Consider the following 20,590-nt stretch of genomic DNA (forward strand, 5'->3'; position numbering starts at 1 on the left):
TTTCACGTCCTTCGGTCTTAATCAGGTCGAAGTTCAATCTTGTTCGGCTGAAGCCCAGCGCCTAGTATTCGCCTTCGCCCCGGTCCGTAGAGGCCGCAGGGTAACGAAGAACGAACACTGGAGACAAAGCTTGGGCACCTGGAGCGGCCTCACTGCCGACGAGATGCGGCTGCTGGAGACGACCTTCTGGTCGGCCGGCGGCTCGCGCCATGGCATGGCCGAAAAGCTGGGCTTCTCCAAGAGCAAGGCCAACGCGCTGATCGCCGGCCTGGTCGAGCAGGGCCTCTTGGCCGAGGCCGGCCTGCAGCGCTCCTCCGGTGGCCGCCGGGCCGAGAACCTCCAGCTCCATGCGGGCCTCGGCGTGCTGGTCGGGGTGGACATCGGCGCCACCAGCCTCGACGTCGCGGTGCTGCGGCCCGACCTCACGGTGCTGGCCCAGCATGCGGAGCCGGCCGACGTGCGCGAAGGCCCCGGCGTGGTGCTGGCCCGCGTGCGCGTGCTGATGCGCGAGCTGCTGGGCCGATGCGGCTTCGACGCGAAGCAGGTGATCGGCATCGGCATCGGCGTGCCGGGCCCGGTCAACTTCGAGATCGGCCAGCTCGTGAACCCGCCGCTGATGCCGGCCTGGGACAGCTTCTCGATCCGCGACTACCTGCGCGAGGACTACGCGGCGCCGGTCTTCGTCGACAACGACGTGAACCTGATGGCGCTCGGCGAACTCTGGCGCCTGAAGCGCTCGCTCTCCAACTTCCTCGTCATCAAGATCGGCACCGGCATCGGCTGCGGCATCGTGTGCCACGGCGAGGTGTACCGTGGTGCCGCGGGCTCAGCCGGCGACGTGGGCCACATCTGCGTCGACCAGGAAGGCCCGCGCTGCCATTGCGGCAATGTCGGTTGCGTCGAGGCGATGGCGGCCGGCCCGGCCATCACGCGCATGGCGGTACAGGCTGCGGAAGCCGGCGAGAGCGCCGCGCTGGCCGAGCGGCTGCGCGCGCAGGGCCGCATCGATGCCATCGATGTCGGCCAGGCCAGCCGTGCCGGCGATGCGGCGGCCAACGCGATCGTGCAGCGCGCCGGCAACCTGATCGGCCAGATGCTGGCGTCGATCGTGAACTTCTTCAATCCCTCGCACGTGTTCATCGGCGGCGGCATCACGCACATCGGACCGCTGTTCCTCGCGGCCCTGCGCCAGAGCGTGTACCAGCGCTCGCTCGCGCTCTCGACACGGCATCTCGAGATCCAGTACACGCCGCTGGGCACGCAGGCCGGGCTGATCGGCGCCGGCGTGCTGGCCATGCACGAGACGCTGAAGGTTCGCGGGGTCGCGCCATGACGCAGCAGCAGCCCAAGCGCAGCGTCGCCGTCGAATTCGACAAGGTCGTGAAGGCCTTCGGCCCGGTGCAGGTGCTGCACGGCGTGAGCTTCGCCATCGAACCGGGCCGCGTCTACGGCCTGCTCGGCGAGAACGGTGCGGGCAAGTCCACGCTGATGAAGATCCTCGCCGGCTACGAATCGATCACCGGCGGCGTCGTGCGCGTGAACGGCGAGCCGCAGCACTTCGGCAGTTCGCGCGATGCGGAAGCGCTCGGCATCGTGCTGATCCACCAGGAGTTCAACCTGGCCGAAGACCTGAGCGTGGCGCAGAACATCTTCCTCGGCCACGAAAAGAGAAAAGGCTGGTTGCTCGACGACGTTGCGATGGAGCGCGAAGCGGCGACTGCGCTCACCGCAGTGGGCCTCCAGGTCGACCCGCGCACCAAGGTGCGCCGCCTGATCGTCGCCGAGAAGCAGTTGGTCGAGATTGCCAAGGCGGTCTCGCGCCACGCGCGCCTGCTCGTCATGGACGAGCCGACCGCCACGCTCACGCCCGGCGAGACCGAGCGTCTGTTCAAGCTGATCGCGCAGCTGCGCGCCGACGGCGTGACCGTCGTCTACATCTCGCACAAGCTCGACGAGGTCGAGCGCATCACCGACGAAGTGATCGTGATGCGCGACGGCCGCTTCGTGACGCGCGCGCCGACCTCCGAACTCACGCGCCACCAGATGGCCAACCTGATGGTAGGCCGCGAACTCGCCGACCTGTATCCGCCGCGCGATGCCGTGGTCGCGGACGCGGCGCCTGCGATGCAGGTGCGCCACTTCAGCGTGCCCGGCTGGGCCGAGGATGCGAGCTTCGAGGTGCGCCCCGGCGAGATCCTCGGCTTCGCCGGCCTGGTCGGCGCCGGCCGCACCGAGCTCTTCGAAGGCCTGATGGGGCTGCGGCCGGCGAGCGGCAGTGTCGAGATCGGCGGCAAGCCCGTGCAGCTGCGCAACCCGCGCGATGCCGCCAAGCACGGCTTCACCTACTTGAGCGAAGACCGCAAGGGCAAGGGCCTGCACGTGCACCTCGGCCTGCGCCAGAACCTCACGCTGATGGCGCTCGAGCGCTATGCCACGCCCTGGCTGCACCCCGAGGCCGAGCGCAGCGCGCTGGCCACGGCCGTGAAGGACTATGGCATCCGGACCGGCGACCTCGACGCGCGCGCCTCCTCGCTCTCGGGCGGCAACCAGCAGAAGCTCGCGCTCGCCAAGGTGCTTCAGCCGCAGCCCAAGGTGGTGGTGCTCGACGAGCCGACGCGCGGCGTCGACGTCGGCGCCAAGCGCGATATCTATTTCCTGATCCAGCGCCTGGCCCGCGAGGGGCTGGCCGTGATCGTCGTCTCGTCGGAGCTGATGGAGCTGATCGGCCTGTGCCATCGCGTCGCGGTGATGCGCGCGGGCCGGCTCGTCACGACGCTCGATGCCGATCAATTGACCGAAGAGGAGCTCATCGCTCATGCCACCGGAACCGCAACAAGCCACGCCTGAAGCCGCTACGGCCGCCGCCGCAGCGCACCGCAGCGAAAGCAAGCCGCGCTGGACCGAGCGCCTGCACGGCCTCGGCCCGGTCATCGGCCTGGTGCTGCTGTGCATCGCCGGCACGCTGCTCAACGGCGACTTCGCCACGCTTGACAACGCGATGAACGTGCTCACGCGCACCGCCTTCATCGGCATCATCGCGGTCGGCATGTGCTTCGTGATCATCTCGGGCGGCATCGACCTCTCGGTGGGCTCGATGGCGGCGCTGATCGCGGGTTGCGTGATCATGTTCATCAACGCGATGGGACCCATGTTCGGCTCGCCGCTCCTCGCGGTGGTGCTCGGCGCCGTGCTCGCCGTGGCGCTGGGCGCGGCGTTCGGGCTCGCGCACGGCCTGCTCATCACCAAGGGGCGCATCGAGCCCTTCATCGTGACGCTGGGCACGCTCGGCATCTTCCGGGCCTACCTGACCTACTTCGCCGACGGCGGCGCGCTCACGCTCGACAACGATCTGTCGGACCTCTACGCGCCGGTCTATTACGCGAGCCTGCTGGGCATCCCGGTGCCGGTGTGGGTGTTCCTCATCGTCGCCGTCATCGGCGGCCTGATCCTGAACCGCACCGCCTACGGCCGCTACGTGCAGGCCATCGGCTCCAACGAGCAGGTCGCGCGCTATGCCGCGGTCGGCGTCGACGGCGTGAAGATCCTCACCTACGTGCTGCTCGGCGTCTGCGTCGGCATCGCGACGCTGCTCTACGTGCCGCGCCTCGGCTCTGCGTCGCCGACCACCGGCCTGTTGTGGGAGCTCGAAGCCATCGCCGCGGTGATCGTCGGCGGCACCGCGCTCAAGGGCGGCGCGGGCAGCATCACCGGCACCGTGATCGGCGCCATCCTGCTCTCGGTCATCAGCAACATCCTGAACCTCACCAGCATCATCAGCGTGTACCTGAACGCCGCGGTGCAGGGCATCGTGATCATCGTCGTCGCCTTTCTTCAGCGAGGCAGAAGGTGAGCCCCCGGCTTTTCATTTCCCTTTTTCAACCACGGAGACAACAAGCATGACTCTCATCACCCGACGCATCGCACTCACTGCCGTCGCAGCCGCGAGCTTTGCGGCCTTCCCGGCCTTCGCCGCCGAGAAGGTCAACCTCGGCGTCTCGATCCCCGCCGCCACGCACAGCTTCATGGGCGGCATCAACTACTGGGCCAACCAGGCGAAGAAGGATCTCGAGAAGCAGCACAAGGACCTCAAGATCACGATCAAGACGGCGGCCAACGCGCCCGAGCAGGCCAACCAGCTGCAGGACCTGTCGACGGTGACCAAGATCAACGCGCTGGTGATCTTCCCCTTCGAATCGGCCGCGCTCACCAAGCCGGTGGCCCAGGTCAAGGCCAAGGGCACCTATGTCACCGTGGTCGACCGCGGCCTGACCGACACCAGCGCACAGGACGCGTATGTCGCCGGCGACAACACCGCCTTCGGCAAGATTCCGGCCGAGTACATCGCGAAGAAGCTCAATGGCAAGGGCAACGTCGTCGCGCTGCGCGGCATCGCGACCACGCTGGACAACGAGCGCATGGACGCCTTCAACGGCGTGATGAAGAACTACCCCGACATCAAGCTGCTCGACGCCAAGTACGCCAACTGGAATCGCGACGATGCCTTCAAGGTCACGCAGGACTACCTCACGCGCTTCAAGAACATCGATGCCATCTGGGCCGCCGACGACGACATGGCGGTGGGCGTGCTCAAGGCCATCGAGCAGGCCAAGCGCGACGACATCAAGATCATCTTCGGCGGCGCCGGCGCCAAGGGCATGGTCAAGACCATCCTCGACGGCAAGGACAAGCGCATCGACGCCGACGTGAGCTACTCGCCCAAGTTCATCTACGACGCGATCAAGCTCACGACCGAAGCGCGCCTGAAGGGCGAGAAGCTGCCGGCGACGACGATCATTCCCTCGGTGCTGATCACCAAGGAGAACGCCAAGGACTTCTACCACCCGAATTCACCGTTCTGAGGCCGATGACCGAGATCCCTTCTCGCAAGCTGCGCTACGCCATGGTCGGCGGCGGGCGCGACGCCTTCATCGGTGCGGTGCACCGCAAGGCGATCGCGCTCGACGGCCAGGCCGAGCTGGTGGCCGGTGCGCTGTCGTCGAGCGCCGAGAAGGCCCGGGCTTCGGGCCGCGACCTGCTGCTGGCGGACGACCGCAACCATGGCGACTGGCAAAGCCTGCTCGACGACGAACTGAAGCGCCCGGAACACGAGCGCATCGATTTCGTCTCGATCGTCACGCCCAACCACGTGCACTTCCCGGTCGCGCAGGCCTTCGTCGAAGCCGGCTTCCACGTGGTGTGCGACAAGCCGCTGGTCCACACGCGCGCGCAGGCCGATGCCCTGGTCGCCGCGGTGGCGCGCAAGGGCACGATGTTCGCGGTCACCTACAACTACACCGGCTACCCGATGGTGCGCGAGGCGCGCGAGATCGTGCGCTCGGGCCGGCTCGGCGAGATCCGCAAGGTGGTGGTCGAATACAACCAGGGCTGGCTTTCGACCCAGCTCGAGAGCGAAGGCAACAAGCAGGCCGCCTGGCGCAGCGACCCGGCCATGAGCGGTGCGGCCGGCGCCGTCGGCGACATCGGCTCGCACGCCGAGAACCTGGTCGCGACCGTGACCGGCCTCGAGATCGAGAGCCTCTGCGCCGACCTGAGCGCGCTGGTGCCGGGCCGTACGCTCGACGACGACGGCAGCCTGCTGCTGCGCTTCCAGGGCGGCGCGCGCGGCGTGCTGATCGCCTCGCAGGTCAACACCGGCCTGGAGAACGACCTGCGCCTGCGCGTCTCCGGCACGCTGGGCACGCTGGTGTGGCGGCAGGAGCAGCCGAGCGAACTGCTGCACCTGCCGCACGACGGACCGCGCCGCATCCTGACACGCGGATCGCCCTGGCTCGGCGAGGCGGCGAAGCGCGCGAGCCGATTGCCCAGCGGCCACCCCGAGGGCTTCATCGAAGCCTTCGCGAACGTGTACGGCGGCGTCGTGGCCGACATCCGCGCGCGGCTCGCGGGCCTTGCGGCCGATCCGCTGGAAGCCGACTACCCGCGCGTCGAGGACGGCGCGCGCGGCGTGCGTTTCATCGAGCGCACGGTGGCTTCCGCGAAGAGCGAGGCGAAGTGGACGGCCTGGTGAGCCTGCATGCGCGCGCCCCGCATGCCGCGCTGCCGCTGGAGGTACCCGCCCACAGTTGAATGTCCGCTGCGCTGCTGACTTGGCGCGGCCGCCGGGACAGCATCCCCAAGGAGACGCCCGCGATGACCGCCGATCGCGGTGGACCGCGAGTGTCCCGATGCGAAGGGAGATGCGTATGGATGCCACGAACACGCAGGCATGGCTGGCCCTCGGGATCGTCGTGATCCTCGTCTTGGCCGCGCTGGCCGCTTATTTTTCCTATCGAAGACGACAGTCGCGCCGGCTCGCGGACCGCTTCGGCTCGGAGTACGGTCATGCCGTCGAGGAGCTCGGCAGCCGCAGCAAGGCCGAGGCCGAGCTCAGGCGGCGCGAAGCGCGCGTCGAAGCCCTGGACATCGTGGCGCTCGCGCCGGGCGAAGCCGCCAGGTTCAGCCGGGACTGGAAGCGCTTGCAGGCCGAGTTCGTCGACAACCCGGCGGGGGTGGTCGGCCAGGCGGATCAACTGGTGCGGGAGCTGATGCAACAGCGCGGCTATCCGATGGGCGACTTCGAGCACCGCGCCGCCGACATCTCGGTCGACCATCCCGACGTGGTGAGAAACTACCGCGCGGCGCAGGAGATCCGCGCGCGCAACCTGCGCGGCGAAGCCGATACCGAGGAACTGCGCAAGGCGGTGGTGCACTACCGGGCGCTGTTCGACGAGTTGCTCGAGGTGAGGCCGGAAGCCGACCCGCGTGAGCGCATGCCGGCGACGCCGGTCGAGGCACGATCATGAATCGCGATGTGACCCAGGAAGGCCGCGGCACGGCAGACGCAGCCGCGGCGGTGGAGGAGCGCAACGGGCAGCGAGGCATCGCGCCGGACGACCTGCAGCAGCCCGCGGCCGAGAAGCAGGCGCCCGCCGGGAGCAGCGACGAGTCGCTGGATCCGCTTTTCTCTCCCGACGCGGCGCGCGACTTTCGCGCCAGCTGGGATGCGGTCCAGATCGGCTTCGTCGACGACCCCCAGCAGGCAGTGCGCAAGGCCGACGAGCTGGTACGCCAGGTCCTCGACAACCTGAGCCAGACCTTCTCCAAGCAGCGCGGCGCGCTCGAGGGGCAGACGGACCAGGTGGAGCAGGCGTCGACGGAGCAGCTGCGCATGGCGCTGCGGCGCTATCGCGCCTTCCTGCAGCGCCTGCTTTCGCTCTAGCGCGGCCTCGTCGCAAGAGCGCCGGCATTCGGGCCAAGGCCAAGGCTTTTGCCGAGCCTGCCGGGCAGGCGCTGGCACAAGGCCCACAATCCGGCCCATGACCGAACACGAGTTCCTCAATCCCTACACCCACGGTTTCGCGCGCCTCGCCGTGGCGGTGCCGCGCAATCGCGTGGCCGATCCGGTGTTCAACGTGGCCGAGACCATCCGCATGTACCGCGAGACGGCGGCCGACGGCGCAGTGCTGGTCGCCTTCCCCGAGCTGGGCCTCTCGGCCTATACCTGCGACGACCTGTTCCACCAGGCGGCCCTGCTCGATGCCTGCGAGCGCGCGCTGCTGGAGGTCGCCGCGGCCTCGCGCGACATCGGCGCCGTCGCCGTCGTCGGCCTGCCGCTGCGCGTGGACCACCGCCTCTTCAACTGTGCCGCCGTCGTCGCAGGCGGCCGGGTGCTGGGCGTGCTGCCGAAGACCTACCTGCCGAACTACGGCGAGTTCTACGAAGGCCGGCAGTTCAACGGCGCCGACAGCGCGCTCTCCACCGAGGTCGAGCTCGGCGGCGAACGCGTGCCCTTCGGCACCGAGCTCTTGTTCCGGTCGCGGCAGATGCCGCTCTTCAAGCTGCACGTGGAGATCTGCGAAGACGTGTGGGTGCCCATTCCCCCGTCGAGCTACGCGGCGCTGGCCGGTGCGACGGTGCTGGTCAATCTTTCGGCCTCCAACATCACGATCGGCAAGTCGGACTACCGGCATCGGCTGGTCAGCCTGCAGTCGGCGCGCTGCCTCGCGGCCTACCTCTATTCGTCGGCGGGCATCGGCGAATCGACCACCGACCTGGCCTGGGACGGGCAGGCGCTGATCTGCGAGAGCGGCGACATGCTGGCCGAGAGCGAACGCTTCAGCAACCGCTCGCACTTCATCGCGGCCGACGTCGACCTCGAGCGCCTGTCGCGCGAGCGCATGCGGCAGAACAGCTTCGGCACCTCGGTCCAGAAGCACAAGAGCGCGCTGGCGAACTGGCGCACCGTCGAATTTGACCTCGCGCCGCCGCCTCAAGTGCCGCGCGGCCTGCTGCGCACGGTGGAGCGCTTTCCCTACGTGCCCGCCGATCCGGCGCGGCGCGACGAGCGCTGCAGCGAGGTGTTCAATATCCAGGTGCAGTCGCTGGTGCAGCGGCTGGAGGCCAGCCGCATCGACAAGCTCGTGATCGGCGTCTCGGGCGGGCTCGATTCGACCCATGCCTTGCTGGTCTGTGCGCAGGCGATGGACCGGCTCGGCCTGCCGCGCGCCAACATCCTCGGCTTCACCATGCCCGGCTTCGCGACCAGCGGGCGCACGCTGGCGCAGGCGCACCGGCTCATGGCCAGCATCGGCTGTACGGCGCGCGAGATCGACATCCGTCCGAGCTGCCGCCAGATGCTGGAAGACCTGGGCCATCCCTTCGACCAGGGCGTCCCGCAGTACGACATCACCTTCGAGAACGTGCAGGCCGGTGAACGCACCAGCCACCTGTTCCGCCTGGCCAACCACCACAACGGCATCGTCGTCGGCACCGGCGACCTGAGCGAATTGGCGCTGGGCTGGTGCACCTACGGCGTCGGCGACCACATGTCGCACTACAACGTGAATGCGAGCGTGCCCAAGACGCTGATCAAGCACCTGGTGCACTGGGTTGCTGTAACCCAGGTGCTGGGCGCCGAGGGCAGCGCGGTGCTGCGCGACATCCTCGAGACCGAGGTCAGCCCCGAGCTGATTCCAACCGCTGCCGCCGACGGCGCGGAGGCGTCGGCGCAGCCCGGCCAGCGGACCGAGGACGTCATCGGCCCCTACGAGCTGCAGGACTTCCACCTCTACTACACGCTGCGCTACGGCTTCAGGCCGACCAAGGTCGCTTTCCTCGCGCATGCGGCCTGGGGCGACCGCACGCGCGGCCGCTGGCCCGAGGACGAGCTTCAGCCGGCGCGCAACGAGTACGCGCTGGCCGACATCAAGCGCCACCTCGGCACCTTCCTCTACCGCTTTTTCAAGATCAGCCAGTTCAAGCGCTCGTGCGTGCCGAACGCGCCCAAGGTCGGTTCGGGCGGATCGCTCTCGCCGCGCGGCGACTGGCGCGCGCCCAGTGATTCGGAAGCGGAGGTCTGGTTGGAGGATCTAAGGCGGGTTCCCGAGTCCGGTTGAGGGCGGATGTCAGTGCGATGCGCTGGAATGCCGTCCGGCGCCGGCCTGGCGGCTTCCGCGCAGATGCCACTCGATGTCCGAGGCGCGACTGCCCACCGCGCGGACGGCTTCGCGCAGGCGATCGTGTGTGACGTCCAGTTTCCTGGACCATTTGTCGAGCTCGCGGGCGGTGCTGATGTCGATGCGGTCGGAGTGAATGCCGCCGCCTGCTATGGCTGCTTTTTTCATCTCGTTTGCTCCTGTCGGTTGTCGCACCCTAGGAGATGCACCATCTCCCGCTTGTAGGAAATCAGGCCACGGGACTGCCCGCCGCGTCAACCTCGCTGAAGGCTGGGGGCTGCCGGCCGATTGCTCTATTCCGCCGTTCCGGCGTGTGGGTTAGAAAGCGGCTGGCCTTCATTTCCAATCCGTCTTTGCTGGAGCACACGATGAGAATTCCCACCCGCTTGAGCGTCGCCGCTGCGATCTGCCTTCTGTACGCCGGCGCGGCGAGCGCACTCGACTATCCGCCGCGCAAGCCCGGCCTGTGGGAAATGACGATCCAGTCGGACGACGGTGCCTCCAAGGCGCCCCCGATGCAGACCCAGCAATGCATCGACGCCGCCACCGACAAGGCCATGCGCGAGATGGGCAGCAGCACAGGCCAGCAAGCCTGTTCGAAGCAGGACATGCGCACCGAGGGCGGCAAGATGGTGGTCGACTCGGTGTGCAAGATCGGCACCAGCACCGCCACCACGCATTCGGTCGTCTCGGGCGACATGGGCACCGGCTACCGCATGGAAAGCCGCTCCAGCTACAACCCGCCGCTCGCGGGCCGCAAGGAGGGCACGGCCATCATCGAGGCCAAGTGGGTCGGGCCCTGCAAGGCGGGCCAGAAGCCGGGTGACATGGTGATGTCGAACGGCATGAAGATGAACGTGCTGGACATGATGGGCGCTCAAAAGAAGAAGTAGGCTGCCGCCGACAGCGCTTCGCGTCGGCCCGTCTGCATGATGGGCCGGGCATCGGCCTACGATCTGCGCCATGCCCGACGACCTGGTCATCGCCCGCCCCGAAGGCCTCTACTGCCCGCCGGGCGATTTCTACGTCGATCCGTGGAAGCCGGTCGACCGCGCCGTCATCACGCATGCGCACTCGGACCATGCGCGCGCCGGCCACGGCCACTACCTCGCGCACCGCGACAGCGCCGGCACGCTGCGCGCGCGGTTGGGCGAGATCACGCTGCAGACGCTGGACTACGGCGAGGCCATCGCCCACCAGGGCGTGAAGCTTTCGCTGCATCCGGCCGGCCACGTGCTGGGCTCGGCGCAGGTGCGGCTCGAGCACGGCGGCCGCGTCTGGGTCGCCTCGGGCGACTACAAGACCGAGCCCGACGGCACCTGCACGGCCTTCGAGCCGGTGCCCTGCGACACCTTCATCACCGAATCCACCTTCGGCCTGCCGATCTACCGCTGGCCGTCGCAAGCCGAGCTGTTCGCCGAGATCAACGTCTGGTGGCGCGCCAACGCCGAACAGGGCCGCGCCTCGGTGCTGCTGTGCTATGCCTTCGGCAAGGCGCAGCGCATCTTGCACGGCGTGGATGCGGGCATCGGGCCGATCGTGGTCCACGGCGCGGTCGAACCTTTGAATGCGGTCTACCGCGCGGCCGGCGTGGCGCTGCCGCCGACTTTGCGCGTGACCGATCCCGGCGTCGATGCCGCGCTGCTCCAGCGCGCGCTGGTGCTCGCGCCGCCCTCGGCCCATGGCACGCCGTGGATGCGGCGCCTCGGCAACTACTCGGATGGCTTCGCGAGCGGCTGGATGCAGCTGCGCGGCACGCGCCGGCGGCGCGGTGTCGATCGCGGCTTCGTGATGTCCGACCATGCCGACTGGCCGGGGCTGCAGCAGGCCATCGCCGGCACCGGGGCCGAGCGCGTGTTCGTCACGCACGGAAGCGTGGCGGTGATGGTGCGCTGGCTCTCGGAGAACGGGCTGCAGGCGCAGGGCTTCAAGACCGAATACGGAGATGAGGACATGGAGGGTGCTCCGACGGCCGCGGGCCCCCATCCCGGCCTTCCCCCGGAAGGGGAAGGAGAAACAGCTCTCCCATGAAGCAGTTCGCCGCGCTCTACCGCGAGCTCGATGCGAGCACCTCGAGCCTGGCCAAGCAGGCCGCGCTGCAGCGCTATCTGCTAAGCGCCGCGCCGGCCGACGCGGCCTGGGCCGTGTACTTCCTGGCTGGCGGCAAACCGCGGCAGCTGGTGCCCACCAAGCTGCTGCGGCTGCTCGCGCAGGAGGCCGCCGGCCTGCCGGAATGGCTGTTCGTCGAAAGCTACGAGGCGGTCGGCGACCTGGCCGAAACCATTTCGCTGCTGCTGCCGTCGCCGACCGATGCGCACGACCTGGGGCTCGCGGTATGGGTCGAAAAGCACCTGCTGCCCTTGCGCGGCATGGCGCCCGAGCAGCTCTCCGACGCGCTGCGTGCGCAATGGCGCCGCCTCGCGCCGGAGGAGCGGCTGGTCTATTTCAAGCTCATCACCGGCGGCTTTCGCGTCGGCGTCTCGCGCCTGCAGGTCACGCAGGCGCTGTCCGCGGTCGGTGCGCTCGACCCCAAGCGCGTCGCGCAGCGGCTGATGGGCTACACGCACATCGCCGGCCAGCCCACCGCGGCCGACTACGCCGCGCTGATCGCGCCCGAGAGCAGCGGCGAGCTCGACCAGCAGACGAGCGGCCAGCCCTATCCCTTCTTCCTCGCGCATCCCTTCAACCTGCCGCTCGAACAGTTCGATGCGGCGCTCGGGCCGCCTTCGCAATGGCTCGTCGAGTGGAAGTGGGACGGCATTCGCGCCCAGCTGGTCAAGCGCGCCGGCCGGGTCTGGCTGTGGTCGCGCGGCGAAGAGCTGGTGACCGAGCGCTTCCCCGAGCTCGCGCAGATGGGCGAGACGCTGCCCGACGGATGCGTGCTCGACGGTGAGATCGTGGTCTGGCGCGAGGGTCGCGTGCAGCCCTTTGCCGAACTGCAGAAGCGCATCGGCCGCAAGACGCTCAGTCCGAAGCTGCTGCGCGAGATCCCCGCGGTGCTGCTGGCCTACGACCTGCTCGAATGGGAGGGCCGCGACCTGCGCGCGTTGCCGCAGGCCGAGCGCCGCGTGCTGCTCGACGATCTGCTGACCGCCGCGCAGCACCCTTCGCTCGTTGCCAGTCCCATGCTGCACGGCGAGAGCTGGCAGGACCTGGCGCGCCAGCGCGAAGCCGCGCGCTCGATGGGCGTCGAAGGAATGATGCTCAAGCAGCGCGAGGCGCACTACGGCGTCGGCCGCACCAAGGACGTGGGCCTGTGGTGGAAGTGGAAGATCGATCCGCTCTCCGTCGATGCGGTGCTGGTCTATGCGCAGCGCGGCCATGGCCGCCGCGCCAGCCTCTACAGCGACTACACCTTTGCCGTCTGGGACGGGCCGCCCGAAGCGCCAGAACGCAAGCTCGTGCCCTTCGCCAAGGCCTACTCGGGCCTGACCGATGCCGAGATGGCGCGCGTCGATGCGGTCATCAAGAAGACCACCATCGAGAGCTTCGGGCCGGTGCGCAGCGTCGAGCCCACGCTGGTGTTCGAGCTCGGCTTCGAAGGCATCGCGAAGAGCACGCGCCACAAAAGCGGCATCGCGGTGCGCTTTCCCCGCATGCTGCGCTGGCGCGAGGACAAGCCGGTGCAGGAGGCCGATACCTTGCAGACGCTGGCAGCGCTGCTGCCGGCATGAAGACGCATCGCGCAGAAGAGAAGAAGTTCTCGGCCTCGGCCGCTACCTGAGCGCACCGCGGCAAACTGCAGGACCCAATGACGCAGTTCTGAGAAACTCGGCACTCTCATCCATGCACGATCACCGTAACCCTCGTCCCAGCGTCGACCTGCGCGAGCACGCCGTTCATCTGCTGATGCAGGCCGCACCGCTGGCCGGTATGGGGCTGCACGAGGCGCGGGTCGTGGTCGATGCGATGCGGCCGCTGCACCTGCTGGCCGACACCCTGCTGTTCGAGGAAGGCGATGCGGTCGACAACGACTACATGGTCCTGGTGCTCGATGGCCAGCTGCGTGTGGTCAGCAGCAACGGCGTCCCCGGCGACGAGGTCGTGATCTCGGTCATCGGCCCGGGCAGCCTGGTCGGTGAAATGGGCGTGATCGACGGCGGGCCGCGCTCCGCGAGCTGCACGGCGCTGACCGACGTCAAGCTCGGCGTGCTGTCGCGTACCTCGCTGCTGGAGCTGATCGAGACGCACCCCGGCGCCGCGGCCCGCCTGATGCTGGGCGTTGCCAAGGGCCTGGCCGAGCGGCTGCGCGAGGGCAACCGGCGGCTGCGCACGCTGTCGCGGGTCACGCGTGCGCTGCAGTCGGAGCTGGATGCAGCGCATGCGGTGAACCGCCGCCTGCTCGATGCGCAGGGCCGTCGCTGAGCCTCAGATCAGGATGACCGGCTCGTCGGGCAGCTCGTTGCGGTCGGCCTGGCCCTCGGCCAGCGGAAAGTGCGCGACCAAGAGCGCCGACATCTCTTCCAACGCCTGCGTGAGCCCGTCCTCGAAACGGCCCTCGCGAAAAGCGGCTGTCATGCGCCGCGCCATCGCAGCCCATTCCTCGGCGCTCACGTGCGCATCGATGCCGCGGTCGGCCACGATCTCGATCGCGTGCTCGGCCATCAGCAGGTAGATCAGCACGCCGTTGTTGTCCGCGGTGTCCCACACGCGCAGCTTGCCGAACATCATGATCGCGCGCTCGCGTGCCGGCGCGCCGCGCCACAGGTAGGACATCGGCAGGCCTGCCTCGACGCAGATGCGCACCTCGCCGCTGTGCCGGCGCTCGCTGGCCGCGACCCGTCGGCTCAGGCGCTCGAGTGCTTCCGGCGGCAGTGCGCGCCGCACGTCGGCCGCGTCGATCCAGCGATGGCGCCAGAGGCGCGCGAGCTTCGGGAAGAAGGATGGGCCGGCCATCGCTACCAGTCCCCCGAGGCGCCGCCGCCCCCGAAATCGCCGCCGCCACCGGAGCTGAAGCCCCCGCCGCCCGAGGAGCCGCCGCTCCAGCCGCCGCCACCCGTGCCCCAGCCGCCGAGGCCGCCTCCGCCCAAGCCACCGCCGCGCCGGCCGGCGCCGGCACCGAAGGCCGTCGACAGCAGCGTGAAAAGCAGCGCGCCAAGGCCAGCGAGCACCGCGACCACCAGGCTCGAGGTCAGCACCATCACGAGCACGCCCGTCGCGCCGCCCAGCGCCAGCGGGCCCAGCACCTTGCCGAGGATGGCGCGCGCGATCGGTCCGCCGATCAGCACGCCGAAGAACAGGAAGATGGCGAGGTCCTGCCAGTCGAATCCGGTGTCGTCGCGCGCATCGTTGCCGAAGTCGCCGCTCTTGTTGTCGACTTCGGGGAGCGCCTCGCCCTTGACGCGCGCGATCAGCTGGTCGGCCGCCGCGTCGAGTCCGCCCGCGAAATCGTTCTCGCGAAAGCGCGGCTTCATCGCATGGTCGATGATGCGCGCCGCCGCGATGTCGGGCACCGCCCCTTCGAGCGTCTTCGCGACCTCGATGCGCATCTTGCGGTCGTTCTTGGCGACGATGACTAGGATGCCGTCGCCCACCTCCTTGCGGCCGATCTTCCAGGCATTGCCGACGCGGTTGGCGTAGCTCGCGATGTCTTCGGGCGCCGTGGTCGCGACCATCAGCATCACGATCTGCGAACCCTTCTGCTGCTCGAAGGCCTGGAGCTTGGCTTCGAGCGTCTGGCGCTGCGAGGCATCGAGCGTACCGGTCTGGTCGATCACCCGCGCGCTGAGCGCCGGCACCGGCAACAGGTCCTGGGCCTGTGCGCCGGCGAGTCCGACGGCCACCAGGAAGAGGGCTGTCAGCGCGCGCCGGATGCGGGCGGCCGTCATCTAGGAAGTTACTTCTTGGGTGCGCCGAAATCCACCGTCGGCGGCGTCGAGATCTGGGCTTCGTTCTGGACGCTGAAGTTGGGCTTCGCGTCGTAGCTGAACACCTTGGCCGTGATGTTGGTGGGGAAGCTGCGCGCGAGCACGTTGTACTCCTGCACCGTCTGGATGTAGCGGTTGCGCGCCACGGTGATGCGGTTCTCGGTGCCTTCCAGCGTCACGCGCAGGTCGCGAAAGGCCTGGTTGGCCTTGAGGTTGGGGTATTGCTCGGCCACCACCATCAGGCGCGACAGTGCGCTGGAGAGCTCGCCCTGTGCCTGCTGGAACTTGTTGAAGGCCTCGGGGTTGTTGAGAGTCTCGGGCGTGACCTGGATCGAGGTCGCCTTGGCGCGCGCCTCGATCACCTTGGTCAGCGTTTCCTGCTCGAAGTTGGCTTCGCCCTTGACCGTGGCCACGATGTTCGGCACCAGGTCCGCGCGGCGCTGGTACTGGTTGAGCACCTCGCTCCAGGCCGACTTGCTGGCCTCGTCGAGGCGCTGGAAGTCGTTGTAGCCGCAGCCTGCGAGCGACAGCGCCGTGAGGATGATCAAGAGCCAGCGTTTCACCATGTCGAACTCTCTGAGGTGCGAAGTAGGCGAAGTTAGCATAGATGCATGTCGGCCGACCCTCTTCAAGCCCTGCAGGCCGCGAGCCGTGGAGCGCAGCCCATCGCATCGGGCGAGGGCACGCTGCTGATCGCCGGCGCCACCGGCGCGCTGGGGCAGGAACTGGTGCGGCGCCTGGCGGGCCGGCATCGCTTCGACCACACGCGCGTGCTCGCACGCGAACCCATTCGCGACGGCCTGCGCGGCGTCGAGACGCTGCTCGCACCGGTTGCGGAGATCGCGCAGTGGCCGCTCGTCGCGGCCGATACGGCGCTGGTCCTGTTCGAGCCGCCGCGTCTCTACTACGACCGCGAACGCGCGCTGTGGACGCCCGAGCCGGCGCAGCTGCCCGCGCTCGCCCGTTGGCTGCGGGCCTGCGGCGTGCGCACGCTGGCCATCGTGCAGCCGCACGACCAGGGCCGACTGCCGGAGGCGCTGAAGCGCGGCCTCGCCAGCCTCGACGAAGAGGCGGTGGTCGCTCTGGGCTTCGAGCGCGTGATCATCGTGCGCTCGGCGCAGAAGCCCGCCGCGGCGCGCTTCGCGAATCCGGCCGAGCGGCTGGCGGCCTGGATGCTGTCCATCGCGCGCTTCATGGTGCCGACCAGCGAGCAGCCGGTGCGCGCGACCAAGGTGGCGGAGCTGGTCGACGTCGCGCTGCGCATCGCGCCGCCGGGCGTGCACGTGGCCGCGCCCGAGCTGGTGTGGCAGGCGGCGCAGGGCGAGCTGCGCGCGGTGGCGGAGGGCTGGCTGCGTGCGCGCTAGCCGAAGCGCAGCGAGCGCAGCCCCACCGTCCGGTCCACCCACACCACCACCGCCAGCGTGAGCACGATGCTGACCGTGGACACGGCGGCCGCGGTCGGGTCGAAGTCCCAGCGCAGGTAGTCGAAGAGCTGCAGCGGCAGCGTCGTCATGCCGATGCCCTTCAACAGCAGCGACATGTTGAAGAGGTCGAAGGAGATCACGAAGGCGAACAGCGCGCCGGTGATGATGCCGGGCTTGATCAGCGGCAGCGTCACGCGCCGGAAGGCACGCCAGGGCGAGGCGCCGAGGCTGCGCGCCGCCTGCTCGAGCGAGGCGTCCTGGTTGTAGAGCGCCGACGCGACGTTGGTGAACACGTAGGGCAGGGTCACCAGCACGTGGCCGACCACCAGACCGAACATCGTGCGCGTGCCGATGCCGCTCGCATAGAGGAAGAACAGCAGCGCGATGGCGGTCAGGATCTCGGGCAGCATGAGCGGCATCATCAGCAGCATGCGCAGCGGCTCGCGCAGCCGCTGCGCATACCTCACCACGTAGAGCGCGCCGGCGATGCCGATGACCGAGGAGATCAGCGTCGCGATCGCCGCCAGCAGCAGCGAGCTGCGGATGGCGCGCATGAAGGCCTCGTTGACGAACAGCGCGCCGAACCAGCGCAGCGAGATGCCCTGCGGCGGGAAAGTCATGAACTCGCCGGCGTTGAGCGACATCAGTACGATGATCGCGATCGGCAGCAGCAAAAAGGCGTAGACGGCGCCGACGTAGAAGAGGCCGAAGCCGTCGGCGATGCGATACGACAGCGGTGCGCGGCGCGTCATGCCAGGCCCTTCATGAAGCGGCCAGTCAGCTTCCCATAGAGCGCCACCGCCGCCATGCCGCATGCCGTGAGCACCAGCGCCTGTGCCGCGCCGGAGGGCCACTGGAAGTTGTCGATCAGGTTCTGCACCACCAGCACCGACATGGTCTTGACCTGCGCGCCGCCGAGCATCACCGGCGTCACGTAGGCGCTCAGCGCCAGCACGAAGACCAGGATCGTGCCGGCCTGAATGCCGGGCCACGACAAGGGCAGCACGAGCCGCCAGAACACCTTGAGCCGCGAAGCGCCGAGCGAGCGCGCGGCCGCTTCGAGCGACGGGTCGATGCTTTGAATGACGCCGACCAGCGGCAGGATCATGAAGGGCAGGAACACGTGCACCAGCGCGATGGTCACGCCGAGCCGGTTGTTCATCAGCTGCAGGCCGGTCTCGACCAGGCCGAGGTCGAGCAGCACGCGGTTGACCACGCCGTTGCCCGACAGCAGGATCAGCCAGCCGAAGCTGCGCACCACCACGCCCACCAGCAGCGGCGAGAGCACCAGCACGTAGAGCGCGCTGCCCCAGCGCGAAGTCGTGCGCGCGAGGTGGTAGGCCACCGGGTAGCCCAGCAGCAGGCAGATCGGCGTGACGGTGAGGCCCAGGAGCAGCGTGTCGCCCAGCACGCCGAGCAGGTAGCCGTCGGAGAGCGCGCGGCCGTAGTTGGCGAGCGTGAGGCCCGCGCCGTAGGGTGCGCCGACGGCCGGCGGGCGCAGGCTCATCAGCACGATGTTGAGGTAGGGCAGAACCAGGAAGACGCCGATCAGCAGCAGCGCCGGCGCGATCAGCCAGAAGGCGCGGCGCGCGAGCGGCACGGCCTGCATCGCGCGTGGCACCGGTGCGGCGGAGGCGATGGCGCTCATTCCGGCCCCGCGATGGTCCAGGCGTGCCCCGGCTCGAAACGCATGCCGCTCGAGGCGCCGGCCGCGACGCGCTGGCCCGGCGCGGTCTGCACCAGCAGCGTCTGGCCGCCCGCGCATTGCACCGTGTGCTCCACGCTGCTGCCGAGGAAGTAGCTGGTGGCCACCAGGCCCTGGTAGGGGCCGCGGCCGTCGAAGTGGATCGCCTCGGGCCGGATCGTGACGTGCACGACCTGGCCGGGCGCGAGCGGCTGGTCATGGTCGGCCTCCACGGTGCCGAGCGCAGTCTCGATGCGAAAGCGCAGCCACGCGCCTTCGTCGGGCAGCTTCGACTCGACGCGGCCTTCGATCAGGTTCGAGCGGCCGATGAAGCGCGCGACATCGACGCTGCGCGGGCGCAGGTAGATCGCCTCGGGCACGTCGAACTGCTGCAGCCGGCCGCCCAGCATCACCGCCACGCGGTCGGACATCACCATCGCCTCGGCCTGGTCGTGCGTGACGTAGAGCGTGGTGATGCCCACGCGCTTCTGTAGCTCGCGGATGAAGACGCGCATGTCCTCGCGCAGCACCGCGTCGAGGTTGGCCAGCGGTTCGTCGAGCAGCAGCAGGCGCGGCTCGATCACCAGCGCGCGGGCCAGCGCCACGCGCTGCTGCTGGCCGCCCGAGAGCTGGCGCGGATAGCGCTCGGCCATGCTCGTTAGCTGCACCATCGCCAGCACCGCGTCGATGCGGCGCGCCATCTCGGCCTTGGGCACGTTGCGCATCTCCAGGCCGAAGGCGAGGTTGCGCCGCACCGTGAGATGCGGGAACAGCGCGTAGTTCTGGAACACCATGCCGATGTCGCGGCGCTCGGGCGGCAGGCCGGTGATATCTTCGCCGTCGAGCAGCACTGCGCCCTCGTCGGGGTACTCGAAGCCGGCCACGCAGCGCAGCGTGGTGGTCTTGCCGCAGCCGCTCGGGCCCAGGAGCGAGATGAACTCGCCGGGCTCGGTGTGAAGCTCCAGCGCGTGCAGCGCCGTCGTGGCCTGGAAGCTCTTGCAGAGCCCTTGCAGCGTGAGCCGCGTCATGCGGCGCGCGCGCACCGCGGCGGCCGCGTCCGAATCCGCCGGCCGCGTGCCGGCAGGCAGCACCGCGCTCACTTGATCTCCCGGTTCCAGCGGTCGGTGATGGCCGGCAGCTGCGGATTGACCTTGCTCCAGTCGAAACCGACGATCGAGGCCATGGCCTGGCCGCTGACCGGCACGTCGGCCGCCATCGCCGATGCCAGCTGCACCTTGGTGTTGGTGGGCGAGGTGAAGAATTCCTTGGCCATCATCTCCTGCACCTCGGGCTGCAGGATGAAGTTCAGGTACTTGTAGGCATCCTCCTTGTTGGGCGCGTTCTTGAGGATGTTGAAGGACTGCTCGAAGGCCACCACGCCCTCGCTCGGCACCACCATCTCGACCGGCACGCCCTTCTTCTTGAGCGCGACGATCTCGGGAAAGTCGATCACCGCCACCGTCACGTCGCCGCGCGTGAGCATGGTCGAGAGCGTGCCGCTCCAGTCGGCCTGCGTAAAGGGCAGCAGCTTCTTGATCTCGACGAAGGCGCGGTCGATCGCGTCCTGCGAGCCGCCGTAGATCTTGGCGGTCATCAGGAGGAACAGCATCGCGGCCGTGTTGCCGATCTGGTAGAGGCCGATCTTGCCCTTGAACTCGGGGTTGCTCCAGAGGTCGGTCCAGGACTTGGGCGGCGTCTTCACCAGGTCCTTGCGGTAGCCGATGCCGATGGTCGAGACGATGCCGCGCACGCCGTTGTCGCCCGGGTTGCGCAGGTTGGGGTAGACGTTCGCAAGGTTGGGCACCTTGGCCGCGGGGATGGGCTCGAAGTAGCCCTCGCCGCGCACCACGCTCGCGATGTTCTCGTTGACCATCAGCACGCTGTAGGGCGGCTTCTCGATGCCGGCGGCGCGCAGGTTGGCGATGAAGTTCTTGCCCAGGCCGACGTCGAGCGTGGGCTGCACGCCGCTCGTCTTGTCGAGCATCGGCAGCAGGTCGCTGCGCCAGAACTTCTCCCAGCGGCCGCCGTAGGTGTTGACCACCAGCGGCGCGGCGGCGAAGGAGGGCAGGGCGGGCAGCGCGAAGCCGGCGGCGGCGCCGAGGCTGCGCAGGAGGAGGTCGCGGCGATTTTGAAGAGCGAGCATGGGAAGACTTTCGGGCG

Annotated in this window: 21 protein-coding genes; 13 read left to right on the forward strand and 8 right to left on the reverse strand. The window is 68.8% G+C overall.

Going from position 1 to position 20,590, the window contains the following annotated elements; genetic code table 11:
• Positions 1–163 precede the first annotated feature (163 nt).
• The 8 genes from ACSQ9A_RS02465 (at position 164) to ACSQ9A_RS02500 (ending at position 9,395) form a co-directional block, all read left to right on the forward strand.
• A complete protein-coding gene (locus ACSQ9A_RS02465; protein WP_436306243.1) occupies positions 164–1,333 on the forward strand; it encodes an ROK family protein in 1,170 nt (389 codons plus the stop codon).
• Entirely contained in the window at positions 1,330–2,847 is a 1,518-nt protein-coding gene (locus ACSQ9A_RS02470; RefSeq protein WP_436295038.1) for a sugar ABC transporter ATP-binding protein, read from the forward strand. Before ACSQ9A_RS02465 ends, ACSQ9A_RS02470 begins: the two co-directional genes overlap by 4 nt.
• Positions 2,816–3,850: an ABC transporter permease gene (locus ACSQ9A_RS02475; protein ID WP_093104879.1), complete on the forward strand. Its 1,035-nt coding sequence runs from the start codon at positions 2,816–2,818 to the stop codon at positions 3,848–3,850. The genes ACSQ9A_RS02470 and ACSQ9A_RS02475 overlap by 32 nt, the downstream gene beginning before the upstream one ends.
• A gap of 46 nt (positions 3,851–3,896) precedes the next feature.
• Positions 3,897–4,859, forward strand: coding sequence for a substrate-binding domain-containing protein (locus ACSQ9A_RS02480; protein ID WP_436302554.1), 963 nt, complete (start codon positions 3,897–3,899; stop codon positions 4,857–4,859).
• Between the two features lie 5 nt (positions 4,860–4,864).
• Positions 4,865–6,028 carry a Gfo/Idh/MocA family protein gene (locus tag ACSQ9A_RS02485; protein ID WP_436302555.1) on the forward strand — a complete coding sequence of 388 codons (1,164 nt, stop codon included), beginning with the start codon at positions 4,865–4,867 and terminating at the stop codon, positions 6,026–6,028.
• A gap of 175 nt (positions 6,029–6,203) precedes the next feature.
• Entirely contained in the window at positions 6,204–6,803 is a 600-nt protein-coding gene (locus tag ACSQ9A_RS02490) for a hypothetical protein (RefSeq protein WP_436302556.1), read from the forward strand.
• Complete coding sequence (locus ACSQ9A_RS02495; RefSeq protein ID WP_436302557.1) at positions 6,800–7,219, forward strand: hypothetical protein; 420 nt, start codon at positions 6,800–6,802, stop codon at positions 7,217–7,219. Before ACSQ9A_RS02490 ends, ACSQ9A_RS02495 begins: the two co-directional genes overlap by 4 nt.
• A 97-nt stretch (positions 7,220–7,316) precedes the next feature.
• Positions 7,317–9,395: an NAD(+) synthase gene (locus tag ACSQ9A_RS02500; RefSeq protein ID WP_436302558.1), complete on the forward strand. Its 2,079-nt coding sequence runs from the start codon at positions 7,317–7,319 to the stop codon at positions 9,393–9,395.
• Positions 9,396–9,404: 9 nt separating this feature from the next.
• Here ACSQ9A_RS02500 and ACSQ9A_RS02505 read toward each other — a convergent pair whose 3' ends face one another.
• Positions 9,405–9,623 (reverse strand): DUF3606 domain-containing protein, encoded by a 219-nt coding sequence (locus ACSQ9A_RS02505; protein ID WP_093104892.1) that lies wholly within the window; start codon positions 9,621–9,623, stop codon positions 9,405–9,407.
• 200 nt (positions 9,624–9,823) lie between these two features.
• Here ACSQ9A_RS02505 and ACSQ9A_RS02510 point away from each other — a divergent pair, with 200 nt between their 5' ends.
• The 4 genes from ACSQ9A_RS02510 (at position 9,824) to ACSQ9A_RS02525 (ending at position 13,820) form a co-directional block, all read left to right on the forward strand.
• On the forward strand, positions 9,824–10,348 hold the full coding sequence (locus ACSQ9A_RS02510; protein WP_436302559.1) for a DUF3617 domain-containing protein: 525 nt from the start codon (positions 9,824–9,826) through the stop codon (positions 10,346–10,348).
• 70 nt (positions 10,349–10,418) lie between these two features.
• On the forward strand, positions 10,419–11,486 hold the full coding sequence (locus tag ACSQ9A_RS02515; protein WP_436302560.1) for a ligase-associated DNA damage response exonuclease: 1,068 nt from the start codon (positions 10,419–10,421) through the stop codon (positions 11,484–11,486).
• Positions 11,483–13,129: an ATP-dependent DNA ligase gene (locus tag ACSQ9A_RS02520; RefSeq protein WP_436302561.1), complete on the forward strand. Its 1,647-nt coding sequence runs from the start codon at positions 11,483–11,485 to the stop codon at positions 13,127–13,129. The genes ACSQ9A_RS02515 and ACSQ9A_RS02520 overlap by 4 nt, the downstream gene beginning before the upstream one ends.
• A gap of 112 nt (positions 13,130–13,241) precedes the next feature.
• Positions 13,242–13,820, forward strand: a complete 579-nt coding sequence (locus ACSQ9A_RS02525; protein ID WP_436302562.1) for a cyclic nucleotide-binding domain-containing protein — start codon at positions 13,242–13,244, stop codon at positions 13,818–13,820.
• A 3-nt stretch (positions 13,821–13,823) separates the two neighbouring features.
• Here ACSQ9A_RS02525 and ACSQ9A_RS02530 read toward each other — a convergent pair whose 3' ends face one another.
• From ACSQ9A_RS02530 to ACSQ9A_RS02540, 3 genes are read right to left on the reverse strand one after another with little or no spacing between them, the layout of a single operon-like run.
• A complete protein-coding gene (locus ACSQ9A_RS02530; RefSeq protein WP_436302563.1) occupies positions 13,824–14,351 on the reverse strand; it encodes a TPM domain-containing protein in 528 nt (175 codons plus the stop codon).
• A gap of 2 nt (positions 14,352–14,353) precedes the next feature.
• Positions 14,354–15,283, reverse strand: a complete 930-nt coding sequence (locus ACSQ9A_RS02535) for a TPM domain-containing protein (protein WP_436302564.1) — start codon at positions 15,281–15,283, stop codon at positions 14,354–14,356.
• An 8-nt stretch (positions 15,284–15,291) separates the two neighbouring features.
• Positions 15,292–15,888, reverse strand: a complete 597-nt coding sequence (locus ACSQ9A_RS02540; protein ID WP_244503816.1) for a LemA family protein — start codon at positions 15,886–15,888, stop codon at positions 15,292–15,294.
• A 45-nt stretch (positions 15,889–15,933) separates the two neighbouring features.
• Here ACSQ9A_RS02540 and ACSQ9A_RS02545 point away from each other — a divergent pair, with 45 nt between their 5' ends.
• Positions 15,934–16,686, forward strand: a complete 753-nt coding sequence (locus tag ACSQ9A_RS02545) for a hypothetical protein (RefSeq protein WP_436302565.1) — start codon at positions 15,934–15,936, stop codon at positions 16,684–16,686.
• Here ACSQ9A_RS02545 and ACSQ9A_RS02550 read toward each other — a convergent pair.
• The 4 genes from ACSQ9A_RS02550 to ACSQ9A_RS02565 are packed head-to-tail and all read right to left on the reverse strand — an operon-like array spanning position 16,683 to position 20,573.
• Complete coding sequence (locus ACSQ9A_RS02550; RefSeq protein ID WP_436302566.1) at positions 16,683–17,498, reverse strand: ABC transporter permease; 816 nt, start codon at positions 17,496–17,498, stop codon at positions 16,683–16,685. The genes ACSQ9A_RS02545 and ACSQ9A_RS02550 overlap by 4 nt on opposite strands.
• On the reverse strand, positions 17,495–18,394 hold the full coding sequence (locus tag ACSQ9A_RS02555; RefSeq protein WP_436295050.1) for an ABC transporter permease: 900 nt from the start codon (positions 18,392–18,394) through the stop codon (positions 17,495–17,497). The genes ACSQ9A_RS02550 and ACSQ9A_RS02555 overlap by 4 nt, the downstream gene beginning before the upstream one ends.
• Complete coding sequence (locus tag ACSQ9A_RS02560) at positions 18,391–19,530, reverse strand: ABC transporter ATP-binding protein (protein ID WP_436302567.1); 1,140 nt, start codon at positions 19,528–19,530, stop codon at positions 18,391–18,393. The genes ACSQ9A_RS02555 and ACSQ9A_RS02560 overlap by 4 nt, the downstream gene beginning before the upstream one ends.
• A complete protein-coding gene (locus ACSQ9A_RS02565; RefSeq protein ID WP_436302568.1) occupies positions 19,527–20,573 on the reverse strand; it encodes an ABC transporter substrate-binding protein in 1,047 nt (348 codons plus the stop codon). The genes ACSQ9A_RS02560 and ACSQ9A_RS02565 overlap by 4 nt, the downstream gene beginning before the upstream one ends.
• Between the last annotated feature and the right edge of the window lie 17 nt (positions 20,574–20,590).

Origin of the sequence: Variovorax sp. LjRoot290, assembly GCF_964253985.1 — a bacterium.
Taxonomy (GTDB): domain Bacteria; phylum Pseudomonadota; class Gammaproteobacteria; order Burkholderiales; family Burkholderiaceae_C; genus Variovorax.